This window comes from Pseudotabrizicola alkalilacus, assembly GCF_003443995.1.
In the GTDB taxonomy this organism is placed as follows: domain Bacteria; phylum Pseudomonadota; class Alphaproteobacteria; order Rhodobacterales; family Rhodobacteraceae; genus Pseudotabrizicola; species Pseudotabrizicola alkalilacus.
The window spans coordinates 129,906-150,810 of the sequence record NZ_QWEY01000003.1; the positions used below are offsets into that span (position 1 = coordinate 129,906).

Here is a 20,905-nt window from a genome sequence, read left to right on the forward strand (position 1 = left end):
GCGCGGGGGCGTCACTCCCCTTCGTGCTCTGGATGCCCGCATGTGCTTGCCGTGGTCTTTTATGTCCCTCGGACACGGCAGGGTGATGCGCGGCCCGCCCCCGGTACCTTGGTATCGGGGGCTTTTCTTTTTTGCGGGGCCGTGGTGATGATCGCCGATGCACACCGAGACCCCGCGCCACTTCCTGTTTCTGTTGTCATCGGCCCGCACCGGCGGCAATACCGAACAACTGGCGCGTCATGCGGCCCAGACCCTGGCCTGCCCCTGCGACTGGCTCGACCTGACCACACTGGCGCTGCCCGATTTTTGTGATCCGCGCCCTGCCCTGCCCGGACCGCCATCCGGCGTTCTGGCACAGGTCCTCGACCGCATGCGCGCAGCCAGTGACATCTGCTTTGTTGCCCCGGTCTATTGGTATAGCCTGCCTACGCCCGCCAAACTGCTGCTGGATCATTGGTCCGGGTTTCTGGACCAACCCGGTCTGGAGTTCCCGCTGTGGATCAGACACAAGCGGTTATGGCTGATCACCACCCGCGCCGACCCGGATCCTAGCGTGGCCACCCCATCCGAAACAATGCTGCGCCGCACCGCCGATTGGCTGGGCATGTCCTGGGGCGGCGCGCTGCATGGCGTGGCCGACGCACCGGGCGAGATTGTGAAGGATGCAGCCTGGCAGCAGGCCGGGGCATTTTTCGCAGAGCTGACATGCAAGACGCGCTGACGCCGTGTCAAAATGATCGCTTTCTGGGGGCCTGCCGCGGCGACCAACCGCCCGGAAAGAGCAGAGCGCTCCGCGCGGGAGTATTTGGCAAGCAGTAAAGCCCACAGCTGTCATCTTGTGAGCGGAGCCCACGTCTTGCCGCTTGACGCGGGCGCGCGGCTGGCTTACCTGATATGCCGTTGCGGGTGTATCTCAATGGTAGAGAAGCAGCTTCCCAAGCTGATGACGAGGGTTCGATTCCCTTCACCCGCTCCATTTGTGTGCTTCGGCACCCTTTTTCCTCAATAATTCAAGCCCTTGCGGTTCCTTCCGGTGCACATTAGAGCACACACGGGGCACACAATGGGTCTTATCTTGAAGCACGTAGGACGCACAAAAGCGGGAATCTGGCAGTATCGCCGGAGGGTTCCAGACGAAGTTTCCGCGATCATCACCAAGCGGGAGTTCAAACGGAAGCTGGGTGATTCTGAGCGTGAGGCCCTTGCGGCCTATCTCAAGTATCACACCGAAGTAGAGAACGAGATTGCAGAGGCCAAGCTGGGCCGGGTGCGCTCAGAAACGGCATCCAGCGCCAAGGCCACTGAGCGGGAAGCCTATGCGGAGGCGTTGCGGCGGCGGGCCGATCTGGTGGCAGCGGGTGCCAGCGACAGAGACCTAGCCCTGACAGCGGACAGTATCGCAGAGGCTTACCCGCAGGGGTATGACTATGAGCCGCAAGGGGTGCCCCCTGTGGAGCGTCATGCGATCAACCTGCTGCGGCTTGGGCCGGAGAGATACAAAGCCCCCGTGCCGACCCTTGGCGATGCCCGAAAGGTATATATCAAAGAGCACCTGCGGGGAGACGATCCGACCACTGACAGCCGCATCGTCGGTTTCGCTAATCGCGTCGTGGATGCAGCTATTGCCGTCATCGGGCGAGACCCAGAGCTGACCGCGATCACCAGAGAAGACGCCCGGAACATCAGGGATGAAATGCTGGACCGTGTGAAGATCACGGGGCGGGGGATCGGTGAGAAGGTAAGCGCTTCAACGGTGGGCCGGGAATTGACGATCCTGTCGGCTGTGGTCAGTTATGGCATCCGCGAATTGGGTCTCCCTGACACCACGGCCAATCCCTTCCACGGGCTTCCTGTGGCACGGGTGGCAAAGGGCCGGGGCCAGAAGCCCGGAGAGAAGCGAGACCCACTGCCTCCAGAAGTGTTGAAGGCAGCGCGGCAGCGCATCCTTTCATCCTGTAGCCCAGCCTTGCAGCTTATCTGGCGCATCTTGGAGGGCACGGGGTGCCGTCTGGCAGAGGTGACGGGGCTTACCGTGGATGATGTGGACGTGTCCGGCCCCTTCCCGCATATCCGTGTGGCATGGAACGAAAATCGCAGGTTGAAGACGGAAACTTCCCAGCGGTCAGTGCCGCTCGTCGGGGATGCGCTGGACGCAGCCAAAGAGGCCCTCAAGCTGGCTGTAGGCTACACCATGCTGTTCCCCGACTACGGGCGCGTTAGGGGCAGCGACACGGCATCTGCGGCCTTGATGAAGCAGTTGCGAAAGGTCACGTCAGACCCCAAACACGTTGTCCATTCCCTACGGCACAACATGAAAGACCGGCTGATGGTGGCGGAGGTGTCATCGCTTGACCAGAACCTGATCCTTGGCCACGCGCTGGGCGGTGTCGGTGATCGGGTCTATGGCGGCGACGTTGCAAAGCTGCGTGTCACCACAAGGGCCATGATGCGGGCTTTCGGCATTGCGGAGACCACAGGGAATTGAGCATCCTTGGCGGGATCACGAAGAGGTAGGCAGGGGACGTGGCGTATCCTGCTTACCCGCCTCTGGTGCTCATCGGGTGCCCTCAATCTAGCTTGTCCCGGTGTGCCCCCGATGGTGGCGCAGAGGTGCATTTGGGCTGTAGCACCGACCTACGCCCCCCTTTATCAGCTTCCTCAAATCAATGCGGATGATGGTTGTGGTCGCCCCGATTAGGGAAGGACTGAGACGTGGTGCATGTCAAAGCCCCCGTCACGCTGCACCCCTTGGTCCCATCTATGATCCTTGTGGTCAGTCCCTTTATAGTGGTGGAGGGACTTTTTCCGATCCATCCACGGGCAAGGACGTTCTTTCAACGCCCCGTCCTCATACACAGGCGGGGCATCAGGTCCATAGTAGGTAGCCGGGAAGCACAGAGCTTCGACGGGCGGAAGGATCGTGTTGGGATTAAGCACCTGAAAGGACCGCAGCCCATACACCTCTCGGCAGAAGTGATCGAGGACGTGTGCGATGTGCAGCCGTCCCGTCCCCTCATCCCTGACCCATGACCGCAGAAGAGCACGGACAGTGACAAGGCGGCGCAGTTCGGAATTGCCACGCCCTTCCGCGATTAACCGTTGCAGAAAGGCAGCGCGGTAGGCCGGGGGAGTTTCATGCAGAGCATGTGACAGTCCCCTCAAGCGCCCCTTGCGGAACTCGTGGATGCGGGCAGCTTCGGCACTCTCGGCAACCATGCGGGGGCCTCTGGTGACGTTGCGAGATGCAGCCTTGGCGCAGGGCTTGCCGCAATACTTCTGGTCCTTGCGCCTTGGCAGAAACGGCACTTGGCAGCGGGGGCAGCACACCGCCACCCCTTGCACCATACTGTCGAACGGCATCAGCGCGCGCCCGTCGCCTTAACGTTTGCCGTCATTCCCGGCCCTCCAGCTCGTCACTCGGTCCCTCATCCCGGTCATCTGGGAAATAGGGAATGCCCGATCCGTCTTGGCCCAAGAGAGCGAAGCCTTCGCCGCCAAGGTCCGCTTGGATTTGGTGATACTGTTCAACGATGGCCGTCACCCAGACGCGCTGGGCGAGCAGCCGATGGAACGCATCACGCGCCCGGTTGGTATCGTTGCCGCCGCCCGCCCGATATTCATGGTCAAGCACTTCGAGGTCACACAGAAGATCGGTCAACGTCTTTGCCATGTCGCCACCGATGCCCAGCAGATCGTCGGCGCGGGGGTGGCAGGAAGGCTTCGTGCCGTCGAGTATCGTTTGCAGAAACTGCATTTTGGTCTCGCCTTTCATATTCATTGTGCCTCACCACCATCGAAGCCGAACCCACTGCCCGCCAGCTTTTGCCGAAGCGCCAACTGGCCCTTGAGCAAAGCCGCGCTGTCCGTCTTTGCCCGCCCGACGCGGCCTTCGCAGGTGTCGGTGTTGCCATTCAGGTAAACGTTGCCCGAACGCAGATTCATCGGGTTTCCGTCCAGCGTCCGCGCTTGCTGCCCTGCTTTCGCGTTGACAATCAGTCGGGCGACGGTGGTATTCTTGTTCGTCGTGGTGGACCTCATCGGTGCATTCGTCCGCACCTGTCCTGTCCGCCGATCCTTCCCCTTGTGGAGGTAGAACCACGCGCCGTCCGCGCCCATTTCGATCAGGTTAAGCCACGTCCCAAGCTCGATCTCAGCCCAGACAGTTTTTCCAGTGTGGGCATCGTTCATCGGCAAGGCGAGGATAACGCTCGTGCCGTTCTCCAGCGTCAGGCGGGCTTTCCGGCGCTGTGCCCCAGCCGAACCGATGACGCGGCGGGCAGAGGCGGGGTTGAGGTGGGCAGTTGCGCGCGCGTCAATATAGTCGAGATAAGCGGCGAAGGTGTGGATGCTGCGCCCGTGGCCGAAGCGTTGGGCCACCATGTCGTCAGCAATGGCAAGGGCAAGGTTCGAGGTCGAGAAATGCTGCATGTGGATTCTCCTTTTGTGCAGTCGTGCGCTGGCCGCCCAGATCGTTCTGGGCAGCACGGATTTCGTTGATCAGGTTGGAGTTGATTTGGGACCGTCGCATTGGCGCGGTCATGTCTTCATCGAGATGCCCGGAATGAGCTTCGGAGTGGGTTGTGAATGTAGTCCTATGACAAGGTAGAATCGATTCCGGGCAGCGATGCGGAAAGAGGATCAGTCCTCAGGGCGGCGTAGCCTTGGGCAGATTTCGCCGCCGCTACCCACAGCGCCAATCTCAACTGCGGCGCGTCTAGTGGCGCACCCTGCGCGACCCGTTCTGCGGCCTCATAGAGCGCATCGGCGGCAACCATAAAGGACTGTGCCGCATCGATATGGGCGAGCGTCTGGCGGGCGCTGGGCGTGGCCCTGACCGTTGCCCGTGCGGTGGCGTGGATGATCTCCGAAGCGGCGATCAGGTGTGCGGAGACGGTAGGCGAGAGTGCGGCCATGCTGGTTCCTTTCGTGGCGATCATCTGAAAGCTCACGTCGCATGTCGCACAACCATCTGACAAATCACGATATAATCCCTGTATGGGGATCAAGTCAGGGCGCTGGACTGGTGGTTCCCGTGTGGGGAACAGTTCGGCCTTGTGGTGTTGAGCCGAACGTCTACCGGGGCCGCCGATGGTGCCCATGTGGGGATGAAACATTTGCGAGAGGACACGGGAAGAATTTTTGGTGACGGCGACGCGGTGGAAAGGATGCAAGTTGCGATAGCAACTGCAAGCATTGCCGGATTTTGTCGAGAAACGCGCCGCTAAACACTATATCTTGTGCCTGATGGCTTTGGCTTCTTTTGGAGGTCAGGCGACAAGTGCGTTCCTTCGAAGGGAGGGGGTAATCGACTGGCGCGCAGAGGGCCGCCCGGTGCACCCGGAGAGGCACGATGGACAATTACGCACCCGTGATATGAAAAACGTCAAGGGCCTTCCTGAGGCCCTCCCACGGCCTCTGCGGCAGTATGCCATTTTTCGATCAAGCGCCGCAGCCCACCATATCTTGTAGTCACGCGCAAAAGAGTGCCCGAGCCGGATCATCAGGCCGTTGCTTTGCCCGCCCGTTCCTGATTGAGCCGGAACAGCCTCGCGAGGATTTCGTCGTCGGTCAGTTTGCCCGCCCGCCAGTCGTCGCCCCAGCCGTAGGCTTCGGCCACGGCCTCATCAAGCGCGCGGTGGGCGTGGTCCAGCCATGCGGGGCGGGCGTTGTAGAGGTTGGTCAGGGTGCGCTTCTTGAGTTCGGCGGCGGCGGCATCGTTCTTGGGCAAGATGCGGTCAGGGTATCCCGCCACCACCTCGGGCACCCGGTCCACAAGGTCGGACGGGTTCAGCCAGTTTTCCCGCAGTTCGTTCAAGCGGGCGGCGGCGGCGGCGATCTTCTGGGCGCGCGGGTCGTTGGCATAGTCCCCAGCGGTGATGTTCGGGGTCAGACCATCGGGAAAGGGAAAGGTGTCGAAAGTGGTCGACGGCGTGTAAGTTGGATCGTTCCCAACACCTATCCATTGCCCAAGTGCAAGCGACCAAATCTCGTGAAGCCGCGATGAAAGGATGCCAAAAGTTGTATCATCACTTCTTGCAACAGCGATAACGAGGTTTGAGGCCAAAGCGACCTTTGGTAAAAATACAAAGAAGCGGTGCTTTGAAACCTTGGGCGTGGCGATATAGCGCGAGAAAGATGCGATGCCTTTTCTCATGCCGGGCCGTGCCTCGGCGTGTATCCACCATTTGACCCTGTAGGCATCGCGTCTGCTTTTTTGCCGCTCAGGATAGACGAAAGTTGCTACAGCGTGAAAAGGGGCTTCGAAAAGTTCCGCTTCTTCGACCGGCATATTGAGTCCGAAGTCGATGACCCATTCGTCCCGATTTCTCGTTGTCAGGTCCGTGCCTGTGATCCAAGGGCGAAGAACCTCTGCATTCGGCTTGCCATTGGGATTTAGCGGTGCTTTGAGCCAATTGCGGGCATCATATCCCGCGATTTCAAAGGTGCCCACCTTACTCACACCCTGAAAACTCACAGCAGCGTTTTCCTCCAAGCGGGTGGCGGAAGACACGTCGAGACCATCCGTTTTTGCTGTTAGGTCGGAGAAAATCGTTTCAACTTTGGCACCATCCAACTCAGCAGGTTGGCCGTTTTCCTTGTCAAAGCAGACCATCGAAACTCGGACAGCAGCACCATTAATTGTCCAGTCTTCGTCGCTCCACGCATGGAAGATTCTCCCCTTGTCCACGATTGGTTTCAGCACTTGAGAGGTCGCGCCCGCGCGAATCCCGTTTGTTGTCACCAGCCCGGCACGCGTCAGTTCACCTGCTTGCATCTGCGCCCAAGCCTTTGCGAACCAATACGCGACAAGATCCACCCCACCCGGAACAATCTCCCACGCCTTGCGCAGGGCGACCGTGTATGCCTCACCTAGCCCGGCAATCATCTTCTTGTTGCCCAAAAACGGCGGCTTCCCCACCACCGCATCCGCCTTCGGCCATTCCGCCCGCGACCCGTCCGGGTTCAACACGGCGTCCCGGTTTTCGATGGTGGTTAGCGTCCGCAGGATCGGGTTCCGCGCCGCCTCAAACCCGTTCCGGCGCATCCACTGGATTTCCCCAATCCAGACCGACACGCGGGCCAGTTCGGCGGCATAAGGGTTCAACTCGATGCCAAGCACGTTCTCTGGCCCGACCACCAGCAAGGCGGGGCGCTGCAATCCCAGAGCCTCAGCCTCTAGGTTCGCGCGGTGTTCGATATTCTTGAGTTCGGTCAGGGCGATATAGAGGAAGTTCCCCGACCCACAGGCCGGATCAAGCACCCGGTAATCCCGCAAGCGGTCAAGAAAGCCTTGGCGCAGGTCCTCGGCCCGCTTGAAGGCACGGGTGCGGGCGGCCAGATCAGCCCCGACCAAGAGCTTGTCCTTCGTCGCAACCGGAACAGCGTCGATGAGGGCCGCCATCTGGTCCCGTATGGTCGCCCATTCGGCCAGCAAGGGCTGCACCACCACGGGCAGCACAATCTGCATGATCTTGTCGCGGTCGGTGTAATGCGCGCCAAGCTGGCTGCGCTTCTCGGGGTCCAGACCGCGCTCGAACAGGGTGCCCAAGATGGACGGGTCAATGTCGGACCAGTCGAGTTGCGTGGCCCGCGTCAGGTCATCAAGGTCTTCCCATGTCAGCGGCAGCGCCTCATCGGTGTCAAAAAGCCCGCCGTTGAACCAGTCCACCTGTTCAAAGCCAACGTCGCCCCCCGTCCGCATCGCGGCGAACAGCTTGCTGGCCTGAGCGGCAAAGGTCTCGGGCTTGGGGCGCGATACCTTGATCATCCGCTCGAACATCTTGTCGGGCAGAAGGTTCACGTCTTCCGCGAACATGCAGAATACCAAACGGTTGACGAAGTGCGCGACAACATGGGCATCGTGGCCCCGTCCGCGCAGTCTTTGGGCGATCAGGGCGAACCGCTGGGCGGCCTCTTCTGTCAGGACTTGGCGGGTCTTTTGGGGTTTCAGTTTCTCGGGGTTCTGGAAACAGGCGCGCAGCAGGTCGCGCTTGGCCCCGTCCATCAAGTCGTCCAGGGTGATCTCGTAGACCTTCTGGACGGTGTTGGTCCAGTTGGTGTGGATGCGGATGCGGTCCATGTCGGACACGATCAGCAGCGGCGGGTTCTCCAAAGCAATCGCATATTGCAAAAGCTGGCCGAACGCCTTGTCGAGGTCTTTTTTCTTGCCCTTGTATTCCCATGCGAAGCAGTCGCGCTTCCACACGTCCGCCCAGCCCTCGCCCCCCGAGGTCTTGGACGCGCCCTTCTCAAAGCAGAATGCGTCGCCCGTCTTGTCGGCGGTGATCGGGTCGTCCACCCCCAAAAGGCGGCAAATGTCGTTGAAATGCGACTGCGATGCGCTCCGCTCTTTCAGTTCAACAGTGCGCCACTTGGCAATAAACTCTTGCGGGGTCATCGGATTCCTTGGGGCGACTGTGCCCCCGGACTAAAGCACCCCAGCCCCGGCAGGGTCAACGCAATGCGTCATGGGCGGCACCCGAAAGCGATACGAAAGCGGCCCCCGAGGTGTCCCACGAGGGCCAGCGAAGAAAACAGATAGGCGCACAGCGACAGGCGTTCTATTTCAAGGCCCGAGGGAGATCCACAGCGACACCACCGCCCCCACCACCAGCACCCCATTGACCACCCAGAACAGGATTTCGAGAAACAGCATCACGCCCGCCCCCCTTCCCAGCGGGCCAGCGCGGCTTCGGCATCCTCCGGCGTGTCGATGATCCGCCGCACCGCCGCCCGAGACAGGCCGGACACCTTGGCGATAGCCGATGCCCCATGCCCCTGCCCCAGCATGTCCATTACCTCCGCCAGCTTTGCCCGGTCATAGCTGGGCTTGCGCCCGCGATAGCTTTCGATCTTGTCCCGTGCCGCCGCTATACCAGCCTTCTGAGCCTCTTTCGTGGCCTCGGCCTGTGCCTGTGCCGTTGCCGCCATGAAGGCTATCAGGGCGTCCCTGACGGCTTGCTGCATGGGGTCTTGGGTGGCCCCGTCGAAGGTCATGTTGTTGATGACAGTGCGGATCACGACGCCCCGCCGCATGAAGTCGCGAATGGTGTCGGTCACGTCCTGATAGTTGCGCCCGAGGCGGTCCACCCAACGGACCACCAGAATATCCCCCCGGCGCAGCATGTCGAACAGCCGCTTGCCTTGTGGGCGTTCAACAAGACGCGTGGTGACGCCTGACACGCCATCATCGGCTACCACTTCGTCAATCTGGAAGCCCGCCGCTTCCGCTTGGGTGCGCTGGTGGTCAAGGTTCTGTTCCGCAGTCGAGACGCGGGCGTAGAGGATGGTTGACATTGATGTTCCCTATAATGGCCGATGAGGTTATGGCCGTTTATAGGGTGGCCGCAGAGATCAGTCAATAGTCAACGGCCACTATCTCAGAGTCCATCCGAGGTGGCCGTTAGGGCATACCCTAGAGGCCAACCGGGTGCGGAAGTGCATCCCGCGCGACGGCTATCGAACGACAGGGAACGTTGTGAGTGTTAATGATGTGGTGGGATAGTGCATTTGATGCACTTCGCCCGGTCCCCTAGGATAGACCAAGGGGCAGCCAGGGTGCGGCGTGAGGTGCCCCGGATTGTGGACAAAGCGACCCCACCGGGGGGTAAGGTACGGCTTCACCTGTCGAGGTCAGCACTTCGGAAATTTTTCCAATTTTTTCTGTCTTATGCTCTAGGCTGCATGATGAAGCGCCTAGCCACCCAAATGCCAGCCCAGAGAACCCCGGTCGGAAACAAAATGATTTTGGCGGCTAACAGCCACTCATCGTCACTGATTGAATAACCAAAGGGTTCAAACACGAAGACGTATGCGAGAACAACGGCTGCCCAGAAGACGGGGCCGATCATCACGAGCCGGGTCAGAGGACCAGCATCCCCGAGAAATTCTTGGACAGCCGCAAACAACTCTGGTCCGATCTTGAATCCGTAGAAAGCGGTTACAAACGGCAACACGATCAGAATAACAGGCACTCTTACACGGACGCGGTTAACGTCGAGCGCTTCCATGGCAACATGAAAAACAAAGTAAAGGAGAAGGATCGCTACGCTCCCCACTAGGAAGCCGACAGCAGCCCCCAAAATACGATAGCCAAGACTTTTCATTTCAACGCCTATGCTCACAATTTCGTGAAAGTTAACCAGAAACATCGTGCGCCGCAATACTTGCAAACTGTGGACACAGAGGACATAGTTGAAAGCACGCACTGACAGCGCGTCAGGCACACACGGCCAAAACTCACCGGGACGCCAAGCGGGCCTAAATTATTGAAAAATATAGGAAAATGTGCGGCTCAGCCGGGTTAGATTTCGTCCCCGGTCGCTCTTCACCCGCTCCATCGCCAACCATTGTAAGTTATTGATTTACGGGCAGTTTATTTGCCCGTGGAGACCGATTCGGGGTTCGCCTGAAGCGTGAACAGACTGACAACTCTGGCCAATTCGGGACAATTCCTCCCGATGAGAGCCGAAGAAAGTCCCGAAGCAGTTCCGCGATCGTTCCGGGCCGGTGGCGCCCGAGGTCGGAGCGCTGGAAAATTCGTAATCAAACAACTTTTTGGCAAAAATGGAGGCAGAACCGCCCCAAGCAGATCAATACCTTAAAGAAAAGTGGAAACAGGCTGAGAGGGCATATCAGTGACCCTGCCCAGCTTGAATGCGCTGCGATAAGTCGGTCAGTGCGCGGGTGTCATGCCCATCAACCCCGACATGGCACGGCAGGTTAATCCCCTGCTTGCGCGGTGCTGAGTATGTAAGGACGGAAAGGGCGGGGCGCAGGCTTCGCCCTTTTCTTCCATCCCAGCGCACAAATTCCAGATGCGCGCATAAAAGCTTAGGGTAACAACCTGAGTGTGCCCCCAATGCCTGCGCCCGTCACCCTGCCCGAACTTCAAAAGATGCACCGCATGTCGGCTGCACTGGTCATCACTGATCCGGTCTATCTGCCGGTCTTTGAGCGGATCGAACATGAACTTGCGACCTATGAAGCCAAAGACGATGCTATCAGCCGCGCCCGTGCGATTGCTGCACGTCAAAGAGCGGTGGCTTGAAGCAGGCTTTGCTTCTGTTCCAGAGTGCCGCCATCGCCATAGCGTTCCCGCGTCAACCTGTGACCGAAGAGATCACGCCTGATCCGGTCATCAATTCCAGCCGCCAGCATCCGATCCTCAAAGGCATGGCGCAGGGAGTAGAGGGTGTGATCGTCGCTTTCCATCAACCCGTTTTCACGCATGAACTTGTTGACCGTGCCCGATAGGCTGGCACTGCTTTCCCGGTAGCGCGGGAATCCCTCTGGGAACGCTTTCAAGGCTTCCAGCGATACACCAAGCAAGGGCACGATGCGCTTGGCATACTTGCTCTTGATCTGCCGTCCTTCCGGCTCAATCGCAATGTGCGGAACATCATGATCCAGCCGGATTGTCTTCGCGCTCAAGGCAGCAAGTTCTGACAGGCGGCAGCCGGTGTTCACCATGACCAGCAGGATCGCCCTTGCTTCGGGGTTCAGACCGTCCAGTGCGCCCTGCCCCAGTATTTTCTCTTTGATCCATGCTGTTGAAAATGGTGGTCGCTTTTTCGCATCCGCCTCTTTGAACGCCAGATCGGTCAAAGGCAGGACAAGACCGAGACGCTTCATCCGGTTCACGGTTTTCAGAATGTCGCCAAGGTGGATCAGGTCTTTGTTGGCGCTGTTCGGCGTCAACTCTTCCTCTTCCAGCCGTTCCATCCACCAGTTGCGGAAATCCAGCATATCGTCGCCGGTAATGTCTTTGATGGCCTTGTCACCGACGACCGCGATGAAATTGCCAACAGCTTTCTTTCGCGGGTTCTTCCAGCGCCGTAGCTGGTCCTCTGACTTGCCGAGCGTCTTATCCTTCGCCAACGTCCAGTAGTGCTCTAGGGCCTTGCTGACGGTCAGTGGCGGCTCTTTGGCGCCGCCAAGCAGCGCAGCGGCATCAAGGGTATCAGGACTGTCAGGGGTATCTTTGAACCCTGACACCGCAGCGAACCTGTCGCGTAGTTCTTCTATCGGTAGCTTGGCGACCTGATCAGCCCGCAAGTAGCGAAAGCCCCTTGCTTCGGCGAGGTCACGGGCCGCAGCGAACCGCTGTTCGGCGTCCGTGGTGTCACCGGCAAGCCTTGCTTCCCATGCAGCAATCATCTGATCCCAAGTCGCCGCTTCTTTCGATTTTGCGTGTGAAAGAGAGTCCGTATGGAGGCTAGTGACATGAAAATTTGCGCTCCACCTCGCACAACCACGCCGCCTTCGGTTGTCTCTGTTCGCACCGATAGCAGACGAACCCACTTCAACTGCGGCGTAGTTCGATTTCCCCAACATACTGAAAGTGCGTCACTTTTTGAATCCGTCTCGATTTGGATGAAGGGCGGATGGAAAGAGACGCGGGGCGTTCAGAGACCGATTTCGGCTGAAACGCCAGTCTCCGAAAGTCGGATGGCTCAGCTAAACCCCTTTAAAACAAAAAGAAAAAAGTCCCCGTCAGGGACCTTATCTCGGGTTTGCGATGTGCAAATGGCGGAGTGGAAGGGATTCGAACCCTCGAGACGTTGCCGTCTGCACCCTTAGCAGGGGTGTGCCTTCGACCACTCGGCCACCACTCCACTGACCCGTTTAAAGACGCAGGCGGGCGGGGGCAAGGGGCTTGCGTGGAAATATTCTGCGGCGGGCAAAGATCGGGTTTCAGTGCAGGTTTTTCCATCGGAAAGGGGGCTTCCCTTCTCCCTTATTTGCGGGCTGCGCCACCGCGGCAACTCCTTTGGTCAGACCACAGTGACACGATGACCTGGTTTCTGCGGTACTGACGGGGCCTGTCCTTGGCCTCAGACTGGTCTTGCGGCTTAAGGTCATCGCCGGGTCCGGACCGGGTGATGCGATTGCAGACAAGATGCGCCGCGCCATGCTGCTGTCGGCGTGCGACTGAACGTCCCTGTCCCAACTCACCGTTGCTATTGGGCTGTGGATCGCCGCCGTCGTCAGCTTTGCTGCGCTTTTGGGGCTCCATTGGGTCTTGAAGAAACCGTCGCAGACAGTCACAGACGGCGGGACCGCTGCTGATTGAGGACTGCATCGATGCCCCCCAGCCTACCCTTGCCCCTGAACGGCCCCGGCTGTGACCGGCAGTCCTTGACGCGAAGCGGCGCTCTGGCGCGCAATGAGGCACTGCGCCCCGACATTATCACCATCGACGGTGGCTCCACGGATTTTGGGCGCTTTGGCGCTGACGGCGACCTGCACTCTGCGCTATGGGCGCCCCGGCCGGGTGAGATGGCGCCGTGACCCTCTTGACCAGGCCACGTCTGCTGACCTTTGCCATCGCCGCTGCCGGGGCTGTGCTGTTCCTGCTGCTGCACCTGCCGCTTGCGCTGCTGCTGGGGCCAATGGCCGCCTGTCTTGTCGCCGCCCTGTTGGGCGCGAAGATGCAGGATGCGGGCACGCTCGGCACCTTCATGCGCACCTTTCTGGGCGTAGCGGTCGGCTCATCGATCACGCCGGAAACCATCGGGCATCTGCCCGATTTTGCGCTGTCGCTGCTGTTCGTGCCTTTGTTCATCGTGGTGATCGGCGCGGTCGGCTATCCGCTGTTCCGCTATGTCTTTGGCTTCAACCACCCCACCGCCTGGTATGCCGCCATGCCCGGCGGGTTGCAGGATATGCTGGTGTTTGGCGAAGAGGCCGGGGGCGACGTGCGCGCGCTGTCGCTGATTCACGCCACCCGCGTTCTGGTCATTGTGACCGCTGCGCCGCTCATCATGACGCTGTACTGGGGCATCGACCTGAGCCAGCCGCCCGGCAAACCGGCACTGGATACCGATCCGGTGCAGATCGTGCTGATCATTTTTGCCGCCTTTGCGGGCTGGAAGATCGCCGAAAGGGTCGGCCTGTTCGGTGCATCGATCCTTGGCCCGATGATCCTGACCGCAGTGCTGTCGCTGAGCGGCCTCATCACCACCCGCCCGCCCGCCGAAATCATCTGGGCGGCGCAGTTTTTTATCGGCATCGCGGTTGGGGTCAAATACTCCGGCATCACCTGGCGCGAGTTGCGCATCGACGTGGGCGCAGGGGTGGTCTATGCCCTGATCTTGGCCGCGATCTCGCTGGCGTTTTTCGAGGTGATTTATCTGGCAGGCCTTGCGCCTGCGCTGGATGCCTTTCTCGCCTTTCTGCCCGGTGGTCAGGCGGAGATGGTGGTGATCGCCATCATCGCCGGGGCCGATCTGGCCTATGTGGTCAGCCACCATCTGCTGCGGATCATCATCGTGATCCTGCTTGCGCCCATCGTGGCCCGCCTGTTTCGTTAGCCGTGGCGACGCCCCCCACCCCATCCCTCCCCACAAGGGGGAGGGGGCCGTCTGGTGCCCGCCGCGCGTTGACCGGTCTGACACCAGCGCCGGACCTGACCGGATATCCGCCGATGGCCCCGAGCCATGGCTGGCCCTGACCCTGTAAAACGGATAGAGGTCGGGGTCTGGACCGGTCTTCCCGATCCGCAGCATCCCCCTGATATACCGGAGCCGACATGCGCCTTCTGACCGTTGTTTCCCTTGGCCTTTCCCTGAGTGCGGGGGCGGCCCTTGCATCAGAACCGCTCGCGTTCGAGGGGCGTTGGGATTGTGAGGTGGCGCAGTTCACCTTTACCGCAGACAGCTACAACAACGGCTCTGACGACATGCCGATCACCGATATCGCGGCAGATGGAAACGGCTTTACCCTGTCGTTCGAGGATGACTACCAACTGCATGTTGCGCTGAACGACGATGGCACGCTTTACTGGTTCTCACCCGTCTCGGGTGACAGTTTTACCTGCACCCGGCTGGACTGAGGCCCTTTCCTTTGCGCAATCCCGCCGCTAGGCAGGCTGTGGATTTCACAAACGGAGCTTCATTATGAACGACGACATCAAACGCATCGGCACCGGCGCGCGCATGAGCGAAGGCGTGTGCTACAATGGTATCATCTGGCTGGCCGGTCAGGTCGGCACCGCCGGTGAGCCTGTGGCCGATCAGACCCGCACCTGTCTGGCTGAAGTGGACCGGATTCTGGCCGAAGCCGGCACCGACAAAACCCGCATCCTGTCGGCGCAGATCTGGCTGGCCGACATGGCGGATTTTGCCGAGATGAACGCGGTCTGGGATGCCTGGGTGCCGCAGGGCCATACCCCGGCGCGTGCGACCGGTGAGGCAAAGCTGGCGGCCCCGACATATCTGGTCGAAGTGATTGTCACCGCTGCACTGAAGTAACAGCCCGGTCCTGCCGGGCCAATCTCTGGCCCGGCAGGACAGTTTTTCAGCTGCGGAACCACGCCGCCAGCTGCGCCGTCGATCCGTCTTTGGCCTCGGTCCCGGTCTTGCCTTCCAGCACAGGCTGCAAGGCGAGCGCCAGCTCCTTGCCCAGCTCGACCCCCCATTGGTCATAGGAATTGACGCCCAGAATGACACCCTCGACAAACACCCGGTGCTCATACAGCGCGATGATCTGGCCCAGCACAAACGGCGTCAGCTGATCATATGCGAGGGTGGTGCTGGGGCGGTTGCCGGGGAAGACGCGATGGCGGGCCTGACGGTCCAGCTCGGCCCCGCTCAGCCCCTTGCGTGCCATGATCTCGGTGGCCTCGGGCAAGGACCGGCCGCGCAACAGTGCCTCCGATTGCGCCAGACAATTCGCCACCAGCAGCAGATGCTGATGCGCCAGATCAGGCTCATGCCCGCGTTTGGCCACCAGAAATTCGCACGGCACCACCCGGGTGCCCTGATGGATCAGCTGGTAAAACGCGTGCTGGCCATTGGTGCCCGGTTCCCCCCAGACCACCGGGCCGGAATGATAGGGCAGATCGGTGCCATCCATCGCCACCCGCTTGCCGTTCGATTCCATCTCCAGCTGTTGCAGATAGGCTGGCAGGCGGCTGAGCCGCTGATCATAGGGCAGCACGGCACGGGTGGTGTAGCCGCAGATCTGGTTGTGCCAGATCCCCACCAGCGCCAGCAGCACCGGCAGGTTTTCGGCAAAGGGGGCGGTGCGGAAATGCGCATCCATCGCCGCCCCGCCGCGCAGGAATTCGGCAAACCCCTCCGGCCCCACCGCCAGCATCAGCGACAGCCCGATCGGGCCCCACATCGAATAGCGCCCGCCGACCCAATCCTCGAATCCGAACACCCGTTCACTTGCGATGCCAAAAGCCGCCGTCTTCTCCGCCGCCGTGGACACAGCCGCAAATTGCGCCGCCGGATCGGTCACCTTTTGTGCCATCCAGAGCCGGACAGTTTCGGCATTGGTCATCGTCTCGATGGTGGTAAAGGTCTTTGATGCCACGATCACCAGCGTGGTTTCCGGGTTCAGCCCGCGCAGAATATCCGCCGCGTGGGCGCCATCCACGTTCGAGATGAAATGGCAGCGCGGCCCGTCATGAAACGGCGCCAGCGCCAGCACCGCCATTGCCGGGCCAAGGTCTGACCCGCCGATGCCAATGTTCACAACATCGGTGATCTTGCCGCCCTGCCCGGTGAAGCGCCCGTCGCGCACATCTGCGGCAAAGCCTTGCATCCGCGCATAGGTGTCGCGCAGCGCGAGGGTGACATCCGTGCCATCGACGACCAGCGGCGTGTCCATGTTGCGCAGCGCGGTGTGCAGCACGGCGCGGCCTTCGGTCTCGTTGATCTTTGCCCCGGCAAACATCGCCGCGCGTTTTTGTGCAACCCCGGCAGTTTCGGCCAGGTGCAGCAACAGCGACCGCCCCCGGGCATCAATATTGGTCTTGGCATAGTCCAGCATCATGCCATCGGCCTTGGCGGTAAACGCGGCGGCGCGGCTGCCATCGGAAAACAGATCAAGGATCGGGCGACCCTCAACCGCGGCGTGATGGTCTTTCAGGGCGTCCCAGGTCTGGTTCATGTCATTCGGTCCAATGAACGGTTGCAACATCCAGCACCGCGCGCACCGGCGCTTCGGTGATGGAAAGGCTTTGGGCCCGCTCCAGCGCGGCGCGCTTTTCCGGGCCCTTGATCAGGATATGAGTGTGAAAGGCCGATTTCAGCGCCGGGGCCGACAGGGTGATGCGCGGCTCGCCCGCCGCTTCGGCTCGCAGCGCCATCAGGAGCGGCGCATCGGGCGCAAGCGCCTGCTCCAGCAGGTCCGCGCCGGGGAACAGGCTGGCGGTGTGCATATCCGCCCCCATCCCGAGCAGCAGGACCGAGATCGGCAGATGCGGCTTCAGGCCCGCCGACAGAGCCTCCAGCATCTCTTCGGGCTGATCGGCCGGGGCATAGAGCGGCACCAACTGCGCCTTTGCGGCTGGCCCGCGCAGCAGGCGTTCGCGCAACAGCCGGGTGTTGGAGCGCGAACTGCTTTCCGGCACCCAGCGTTCATCGTTCAAAAACACCGCCACATTCGGCCAGTCCAGATCGACCCCCGACAGCGTGTCAAACACCGGCCCCGGCGTGGTGCCACCCGGAACGCACAATGAGGCATGGCCATCGCGGCGCAGAAACGCGCCCAACTCGCTGGCGATCTGCTTGGCCAGTGCCAGATACATCATCTCGGCATCAGGGTATGAGACAAAATCCATCAGCGTATCTCCCGCCAGCGGCGTCCGTCGCGATGCATCAGCATCAACGCATCCTCTGGCCCCGAAGATCCCGCGTCATAACCTTGTGGCTTTGCGCCGGTGGCGTTCCAGCCTTCGATGATCGGATCGGTCCAGGCCCAGGCCGCCTCGACCTCGTCGCCGCGCATGAACAGGGTCTGGTTGCCGCGGATCACGTCCATGATCAGCCGCTCATAGGCGTCGGGAATATCCTCCGCCTCATCGCCCAGCACCCCGGCAAAGGACATGTCCAGCGGCACCTGCATCAGCCGCATGCCGCCCGGCCCCGGTTCCTTGATCATCACCATCAGGTTCATGCCCTCATCGGGCTGCAACCGGATCACCAGCACATTTTCCCGCCAGCCCTTGGCATCGTCAAAGATCGAGTGCGGCGGCTCACGGAACGTGATCGCGATTTCACTGGCCCGCGCCCGCAGCCGCTTGCCGGTGCGCAGGTAAAACGGCGTGCCCTTCCAGCGCCAGTTCGACACATGCACCTTGAGCGCGATATAGCTTTCGGTGGTGCTGGCAGGGTTTTCGCAATGCTCCAGATAGCCGCCCTGCCCGCCCCCGGCAAGGTATTGACCGCGCACGATATCTTGCTGCGGCACCGGGTCCAGCGCGCGGATGACCTTCAGCTTTTCATCGCGCACCGCGTCGGGGTCAAAGTGATAGGGCGGCTCCATCGCGATCAGGCACAACAGCTGCATCATATGGTTCTGCACCATATCGCGCATCGCACCCGACTTGTCGTAATAGGCCCCACGCCCGTCTACGCTGACGGTTTCGGCCACCGTGATCTGCACATGGTCGACGTATTCCGCCTTCCACAACGGCTCGAACAGGATATTGGCAAAGCGCACCGCCATCAGGTTCTGCACGGTTTCCTTGCCCAGATAATGGTCGATCCGGTAGATCTGCGTCTCGTGGAAGTGCTGCGCCAGCGTGGCGTTCAGGGCCTTTGCCGTCGCCAGATCACGGCCAAACGGCTTTTCAACCACGATCCGGGCGGCATCATCGGCAACGCCATGGCTTTTGAGCCGCAGGGCAATGTCGCCGAACAAGGCCGGGGCGACCGAGAAGTAAAACGCCCGCACCACGCCATCGCGCATCATGTTTTTCAGCGCGTCCCAGCCGCCCTCACCTTTGGCATCAATCGCGACATAGTGCAGGCGCGACAGAAACTCGGTGATCATCGCCTCGTCGCGACGGTCCTTTGGCACGAATTCGTCAATCGACTCAGCAACCAGTTTGCGGAACGCGTCGTCGCTCAGCTCACCGCGCGCGGCGCCGATGATGCGGCTGTCACTGGTCATCTGTCCGGCCACGAAGCGCCGATACAATCCGGGCAGGATCTTGCGGCGGGCCAGATCGCCCGTGCCACCAAAAATCACAAGGTCGAACACGTCGACCGGGATGACTCGCGAAACCATGTGGAAATCCTCGCTCCTGCGGCGCCGTTAGCGCTAACGCAGCCCTTTTACCCAAGCCGCTGCGCGAAGTCTAGCATCCGGTTGCGGCGGATCATAGCGCTTCGGCTGATCAAACCTCTTCCAGCGCTTCCCACCGCACCCGGATCAGCCCCGGTTCCGCCGCCAGCCGGTGAACCGCTTGTTCCACCATCGTATCCGGCAGGCCTTCACCGCTGACGGTGACGGCAAGGTCAATTCCCACGCCATCCTCTGCCGCCTGAGCGGAAATGTCAGACAGATGCAGCCCGCCAATCGCCAGCGTCCGCAGCATCAGACTGCGCAACGCGCCCTCCTGATCGGAGCGGCAGGTGAGCAGAACCCGGTAGGTTTTGCCCAGCGGCATCCCCGCCTTGGTCCGCCGCTTGATCCATTTGACCAAGGGCCGCAGCCCAAGGTTCACGAAAACCACCATCCCGGTCAGCACCAGCGCATAGGGCCACTGGCCCGACCCCGCCATCATCCCCACCCCCGCCGAACACCACAGCGTCGCCGCCGTGTTCAGCCCGTGAATGTTGAACCCATCGCGGAAAATGATCCCCGCGCCCAGAAATCCGATGCCCGACACAATCTGTGCCGCAACCCGCGTCGGGCTGATTTCTGCCGGATACAGCGCGGAAAAGATCACAAAACTCGCCGCCCCCAAGGCCACCAGCGCATTGGTGCGCAGACCGGCCATCCGCTGCCGGACCTGTCGTTCTGATCCGACCAGCGCGCCACAGCTCAAGGCCACGAACATGTTCAGCGCGGCCATTTCAATTGGGGGAACCATCGCACTCTCCTGACGGGCAGACATCGAACCCTAGCCAAGCCAGATTGAAATGTGAAGGTTTTGTAAAAAATTTATGACAAATCAGGCATCCAGCTCGGCATCCCAGTACAGGTAATCCATCCAGCTGTCGTGCAGGTAATTCGGCGGAAAGCGGCGGCCATGAGCCTGCATTTCCTCGGCGTTGGGGGCGCGTGGAGTACGGTTCAGGTGCAACCCGGACTGGCGCAGCGTTTTGGAGCCTTTGCGCAGGTTGCACGGGCTACAGGCGGCCACCACGTTTTCCCAGCTGGTCACTCCGCCGCGCGCGCGTGGGATCACATGGTCAAAGGTCAGATCTCCCTTGGCCCCGCAATACTGGCAGCAGAACTCGTCCCTCAGAAAAAGATTAAAGCGCGTGAAGGCCACGCGCTTTTGGGGTTTTACGAAATCTTTCAGGACCACGACCGAGGGTATCTTGAATTCGGCCCTCTGGCTTCGGACCACATGATCGTATTCGGCCACGATCTGCACCCGGTCAAGGAACGCGGCCTTGATCGCCTCTTGCCAGGGCCAGAGGCTGAGCGGGTAGTAGCTGAGCGGGCGGTAATCCGCGTTCAGCACCAGTGCCGGATAATGTTTCAGCGACGCCGGGTCGCGCACAAACTGAGTTCTGAAATCGCCGTCCATCCGTCGAGTGACCCCACCCATCTCGGTTGCCATACAGGCCTCGGCGCAGGGAACCCTGCCCCGATAGGCCGAACTATATCTGGCGGAACGCGGCTGGCAAGCCCCCTAGCCCAAGTAGAGCTGCCCCATGTCCCGACGGGACAGAGATCGCACAACAAAGTGACAGTCCGGTGAAGCCCGGCCCAGTAAAGTCTAGCGCCCGATCCGCCGGGTCACAGCGGCGGCTTTCCGCGCACGTTTGGCCGCATCACGCGCCTGAGCCGATTGCCGGGCATCAACCGTCGTGGTCGGTGCCGCCGGTTTGCCACGCTTTGACATCATCTGCGTGCCCTTGTTGATGCCCCAGTTCACACCTTTGCGCATGAAAATCCGCATCACCATGTTGATGATCTGGTTGACGTTCAT

At 60.8% G+C, this 20,905-nt stretch carries 20 protein-coding genes and 2 tRNA genes; 8 read left to right on the plus strand and 14 right to left on the minus strand.

What is annotated here, in order from left to right:
• The first annotated feature begins 157 nt into the window (after window positions 1-157).
• From D1012_RS07345 to D1012_RS07355, 3 genes are all read left to right on the plus strand, one after another.
• Window positions 158-721 (plus strand): flavodoxin family protein, encoded by a 564-nt coding sequence (locus D1012_RS07345; RefSeq protein WP_118150717.1) that lies wholly within the window; start codon window positions 158-160, stop codon window positions 719-721.
• Window positions 722-902: 181 nt separating this feature from the next.
• Window positions 903-976, plus strand: a tRNA-Gly gene (locus D1012_RS07350).
• 87 nt (window positions 977-1,063) lie between these two features.
• Window positions 1,064-2,485, plus strand: a complete 1,422-nt coding sequence (locus D1012_RS07355; protein ID WP_118150718.1) for a tyrosine-type recombinase/integrase — start codon at window positions 1,064-1,066, stop codon at window positions 2,483-2,485.
• A gap of 906 nt (window positions 2,486-3,391) precedes the next feature.
• Here D1012_RS07355 and D1012_RS07365 read toward each other — a convergent pair.
• The 6 genes from D1012_RS07365 to D1012_RS07390 all read right to left on the minus strand — a co-directional run bounded on the left by D1012_RS07365 (window position 3,392) and on the right by D1012_RS07390 (window position 10,151).
• Window positions 3,392-3,772: a hypothetical protein gene (locus tag D1012_RS07365; protein WP_118150720.1), complete on the minus strand. Its 381-nt coding sequence runs from the start codon at window positions 3,770-3,772 to the stop codon at window positions 3,392-3,394.
• A 2-nt stretch (window positions 3,773-3,774) separates the two neighbouring features.
• Window positions 3,775-4,428: a hypothetical protein gene (locus tag D1012_RS07370; RefSeq protein ID WP_118150721.1), complete on the minus strand. Its 654-nt coding sequence runs from the start codon at window positions 4,426-4,428 to the stop codon at window positions 3,775-3,777.
• A 164-nt stretch (window positions 4,429-4,592) separates the two neighbouring features.
• Window positions 4,593-4,937 carry a hypothetical protein gene (locus tag D1012_RS07375; RefSeq protein ID WP_118150722.1) on the minus strand — a complete coding sequence of 115 codons (345 nt, stop codon included), beginning with the start codon at window positions 4,935-4,937 and terminating at the stop codon, window positions 4,593-4,595.
• A 563-nt stretch (window positions 4,938-5,500) separates the two neighbouring features.
• Entirely contained in the window at window positions 5,501-8,398 is a 2,898-nt protein-coding gene (locus D1012_RS07380; protein WP_118150723.1) for a class I SAM-dependent DNA methyltransferase, read from the minus strand.
• A 257-nt stretch (window positions 8,399-8,655) separates the two neighbouring features.
• Window positions 8,656-9,297 carry a recombinase family protein gene (locus D1012_RS07385; RefSeq protein WP_118150724.1) on the minus strand — a complete coding sequence of 214 codons (642 nt, stop codon included), beginning with the start codon at window positions 9,295-9,297 and terminating at the stop codon, window positions 8,656-8,658.
• 371 nt (window positions 9,298-9,668) lie between these two features.
• Window positions 9,669-10,151, minus strand: coding sequence for a hypothetical protein (locus tag D1012_RS07390; protein ID WP_118150725.1), 483 nt, complete (start codon window positions 10,149-10,151; stop codon window positions 9,669-9,671).
• Between the two features lie 710 nt (window positions 10,152-10,861).
• Between D1012_RS07390 and D1012_RS07395 the strand changes: the two genes are divergently transcribed.
• Window positions 10,862-11,050, plus strand: a complete 189-nt coding sequence (locus tag D1012_RS07395) for a hypothetical protein (protein ID WP_118150726.1) — start codon at window positions 10,862-10,864, stop codon at window positions 11,048-11,050.
• Here D1012_RS07395 and D1012_RS07400 read toward each other — a convergent pair.
• Together D1012_RS07400 and D1012_RS07405 are read right to left on the minus strand one after the other, a co-directional pair.
• Entirely contained in the window at window positions 11,032-12,159 is a 1,128-nt protein-coding gene (locus tag D1012_RS07400) for a site-specific integrase (protein ID WP_233517041.1), read from the minus strand. The two genes, D1012_RS07395 and D1012_RS07400, sit on opposite strands and share 19 nt — an antisense overlap.
• Before the next feature lie 370 nt (window positions 12,160-12,529).
• Window positions 12,530-12,617, minus strand: a tRNA-Ser gene (locus D1012_RS07405).
• Between the two features lie 469 nt (window positions 12,618-13,086).
• On the opposite strand from D1012_RS07405, the gene D1012_RS22375 reads away from it, so the two are divergent.
• The 4 genes from D1012_RS22375 (at window position 13,087) to D1012_RS07420 (ending at window position 15,254) form a co-directional block, all read left to right on the plus strand.
• A complete protein-coding gene (locus D1012_RS22375; protein ID WP_147335636.1) occupies window positions 13,087-13,293 on the plus strand; it encodes a hypothetical protein in 207 nt (68 codons plus the stop codon).
• Window positions 13,290-14,315, plus strand: a complete 1,026-nt coding sequence (locus D1012_RS07410; RefSeq protein WP_118150728.1) for an AbrB family transcriptional regulator — start codon at window positions 13,290-13,292, stop codon at window positions 14,313-14,315. The genes D1012_RS22375 and D1012_RS07410 overlap by 4 nt, the downstream gene beginning before the upstream one ends.
• A gap of 218 nt (window positions 14,316-14,533) precedes the next feature.
• Complete coding sequence (locus D1012_RS07415; RefSeq protein WP_118150729.1) at window positions 14,534-14,836, plus strand: hypothetical protein; 303 nt, start codon at window positions 14,534-14,536, stop codon at window positions 14,834-14,836.
• A gap of 64 nt (window positions 14,837-14,900) precedes the next feature.
• On the plus strand, window positions 14,901-15,254 hold the full coding sequence (locus D1012_RS07420; RefSeq protein ID WP_118150730.1) for a RidA family protein: 354 nt from the start codon (window positions 14,901-14,903) through the stop codon (window positions 15,252-15,254).
• A gap of 46 nt (window positions 15,255-15,300) precedes the next feature.
• On the opposite strand, the gene pgi is transcribed toward D1012_RS07420, so the two are convergent.
• From pgi to D1012_RS07450, 6 genes are all read right to left on the minus strand, one after another.
• Window positions 15,301-16,902, minus strand: coding sequence for a glucose-6-phosphate isomerase (gene pgi, locus D1012_RS07425; protein ID WP_118150731.1), 1,602 nt, complete (start codon window positions 16,900-16,902; stop codon window positions 15,301-15,303).
• Window position 16,903: 1 nt separating this feature from the next.
• On the minus strand, window positions 16,904-17,575 hold the full coding sequence (gene pgl / locus D1012_RS07430; RefSeq protein ID WP_118150732.1) for a 6-phosphogluconolactonase: 672 nt from the start codon (window positions 17,573-17,575) through the stop codon (window positions 16,904-16,906).
• Complete coding sequence (gene zwf, locus D1012_RS07435; RefSeq protein ID WP_118150733.1) at window positions 17,575-19,026, minus strand: glucose-6-phosphate dehydrogenase; 1,452 nt, start codon at window positions 19,024-19,026, stop codon at window positions 17,575-17,577. Before zwf ends, pgl begins: the two co-directional genes overlap by 1 nt.
• Window positions 19,027-19,135: 109 nt before the next feature.
• Window positions 19,136-19,834: an MgtC/SapB family protein gene (locus D1012_RS07440; RefSeq protein ID WP_118151145.1), complete on the minus strand. Its 699-nt coding sequence runs from the start codon at window positions 19,832-19,834 to the stop codon at window positions 19,136-19,138.
• An 81-nt stretch (window positions 19,835-19,915) separates the two neighbouring features.
• Window positions 19,916-20,500, minus strand: a complete 585-nt coding sequence (locus D1012_RS07445) for an HNH endonuclease (RefSeq protein WP_118150734.1) — start codon at window positions 20,498-20,500, stop codon at window positions 19,916-19,918.
• A gap of 192 nt (window positions 20,501-20,692) precedes the next feature.
• The gene (locus D1012_RS07450) at window positions 20,693-20,905 is read right to left on the minus strand and encodes a hypothetical protein (RefSeq protein ID WP_118150735.1); all 213 of its coding nucleotides are present in this window, start codon (window positions 20,903-20,905) and stop codon (window positions 20,693-20,695) included.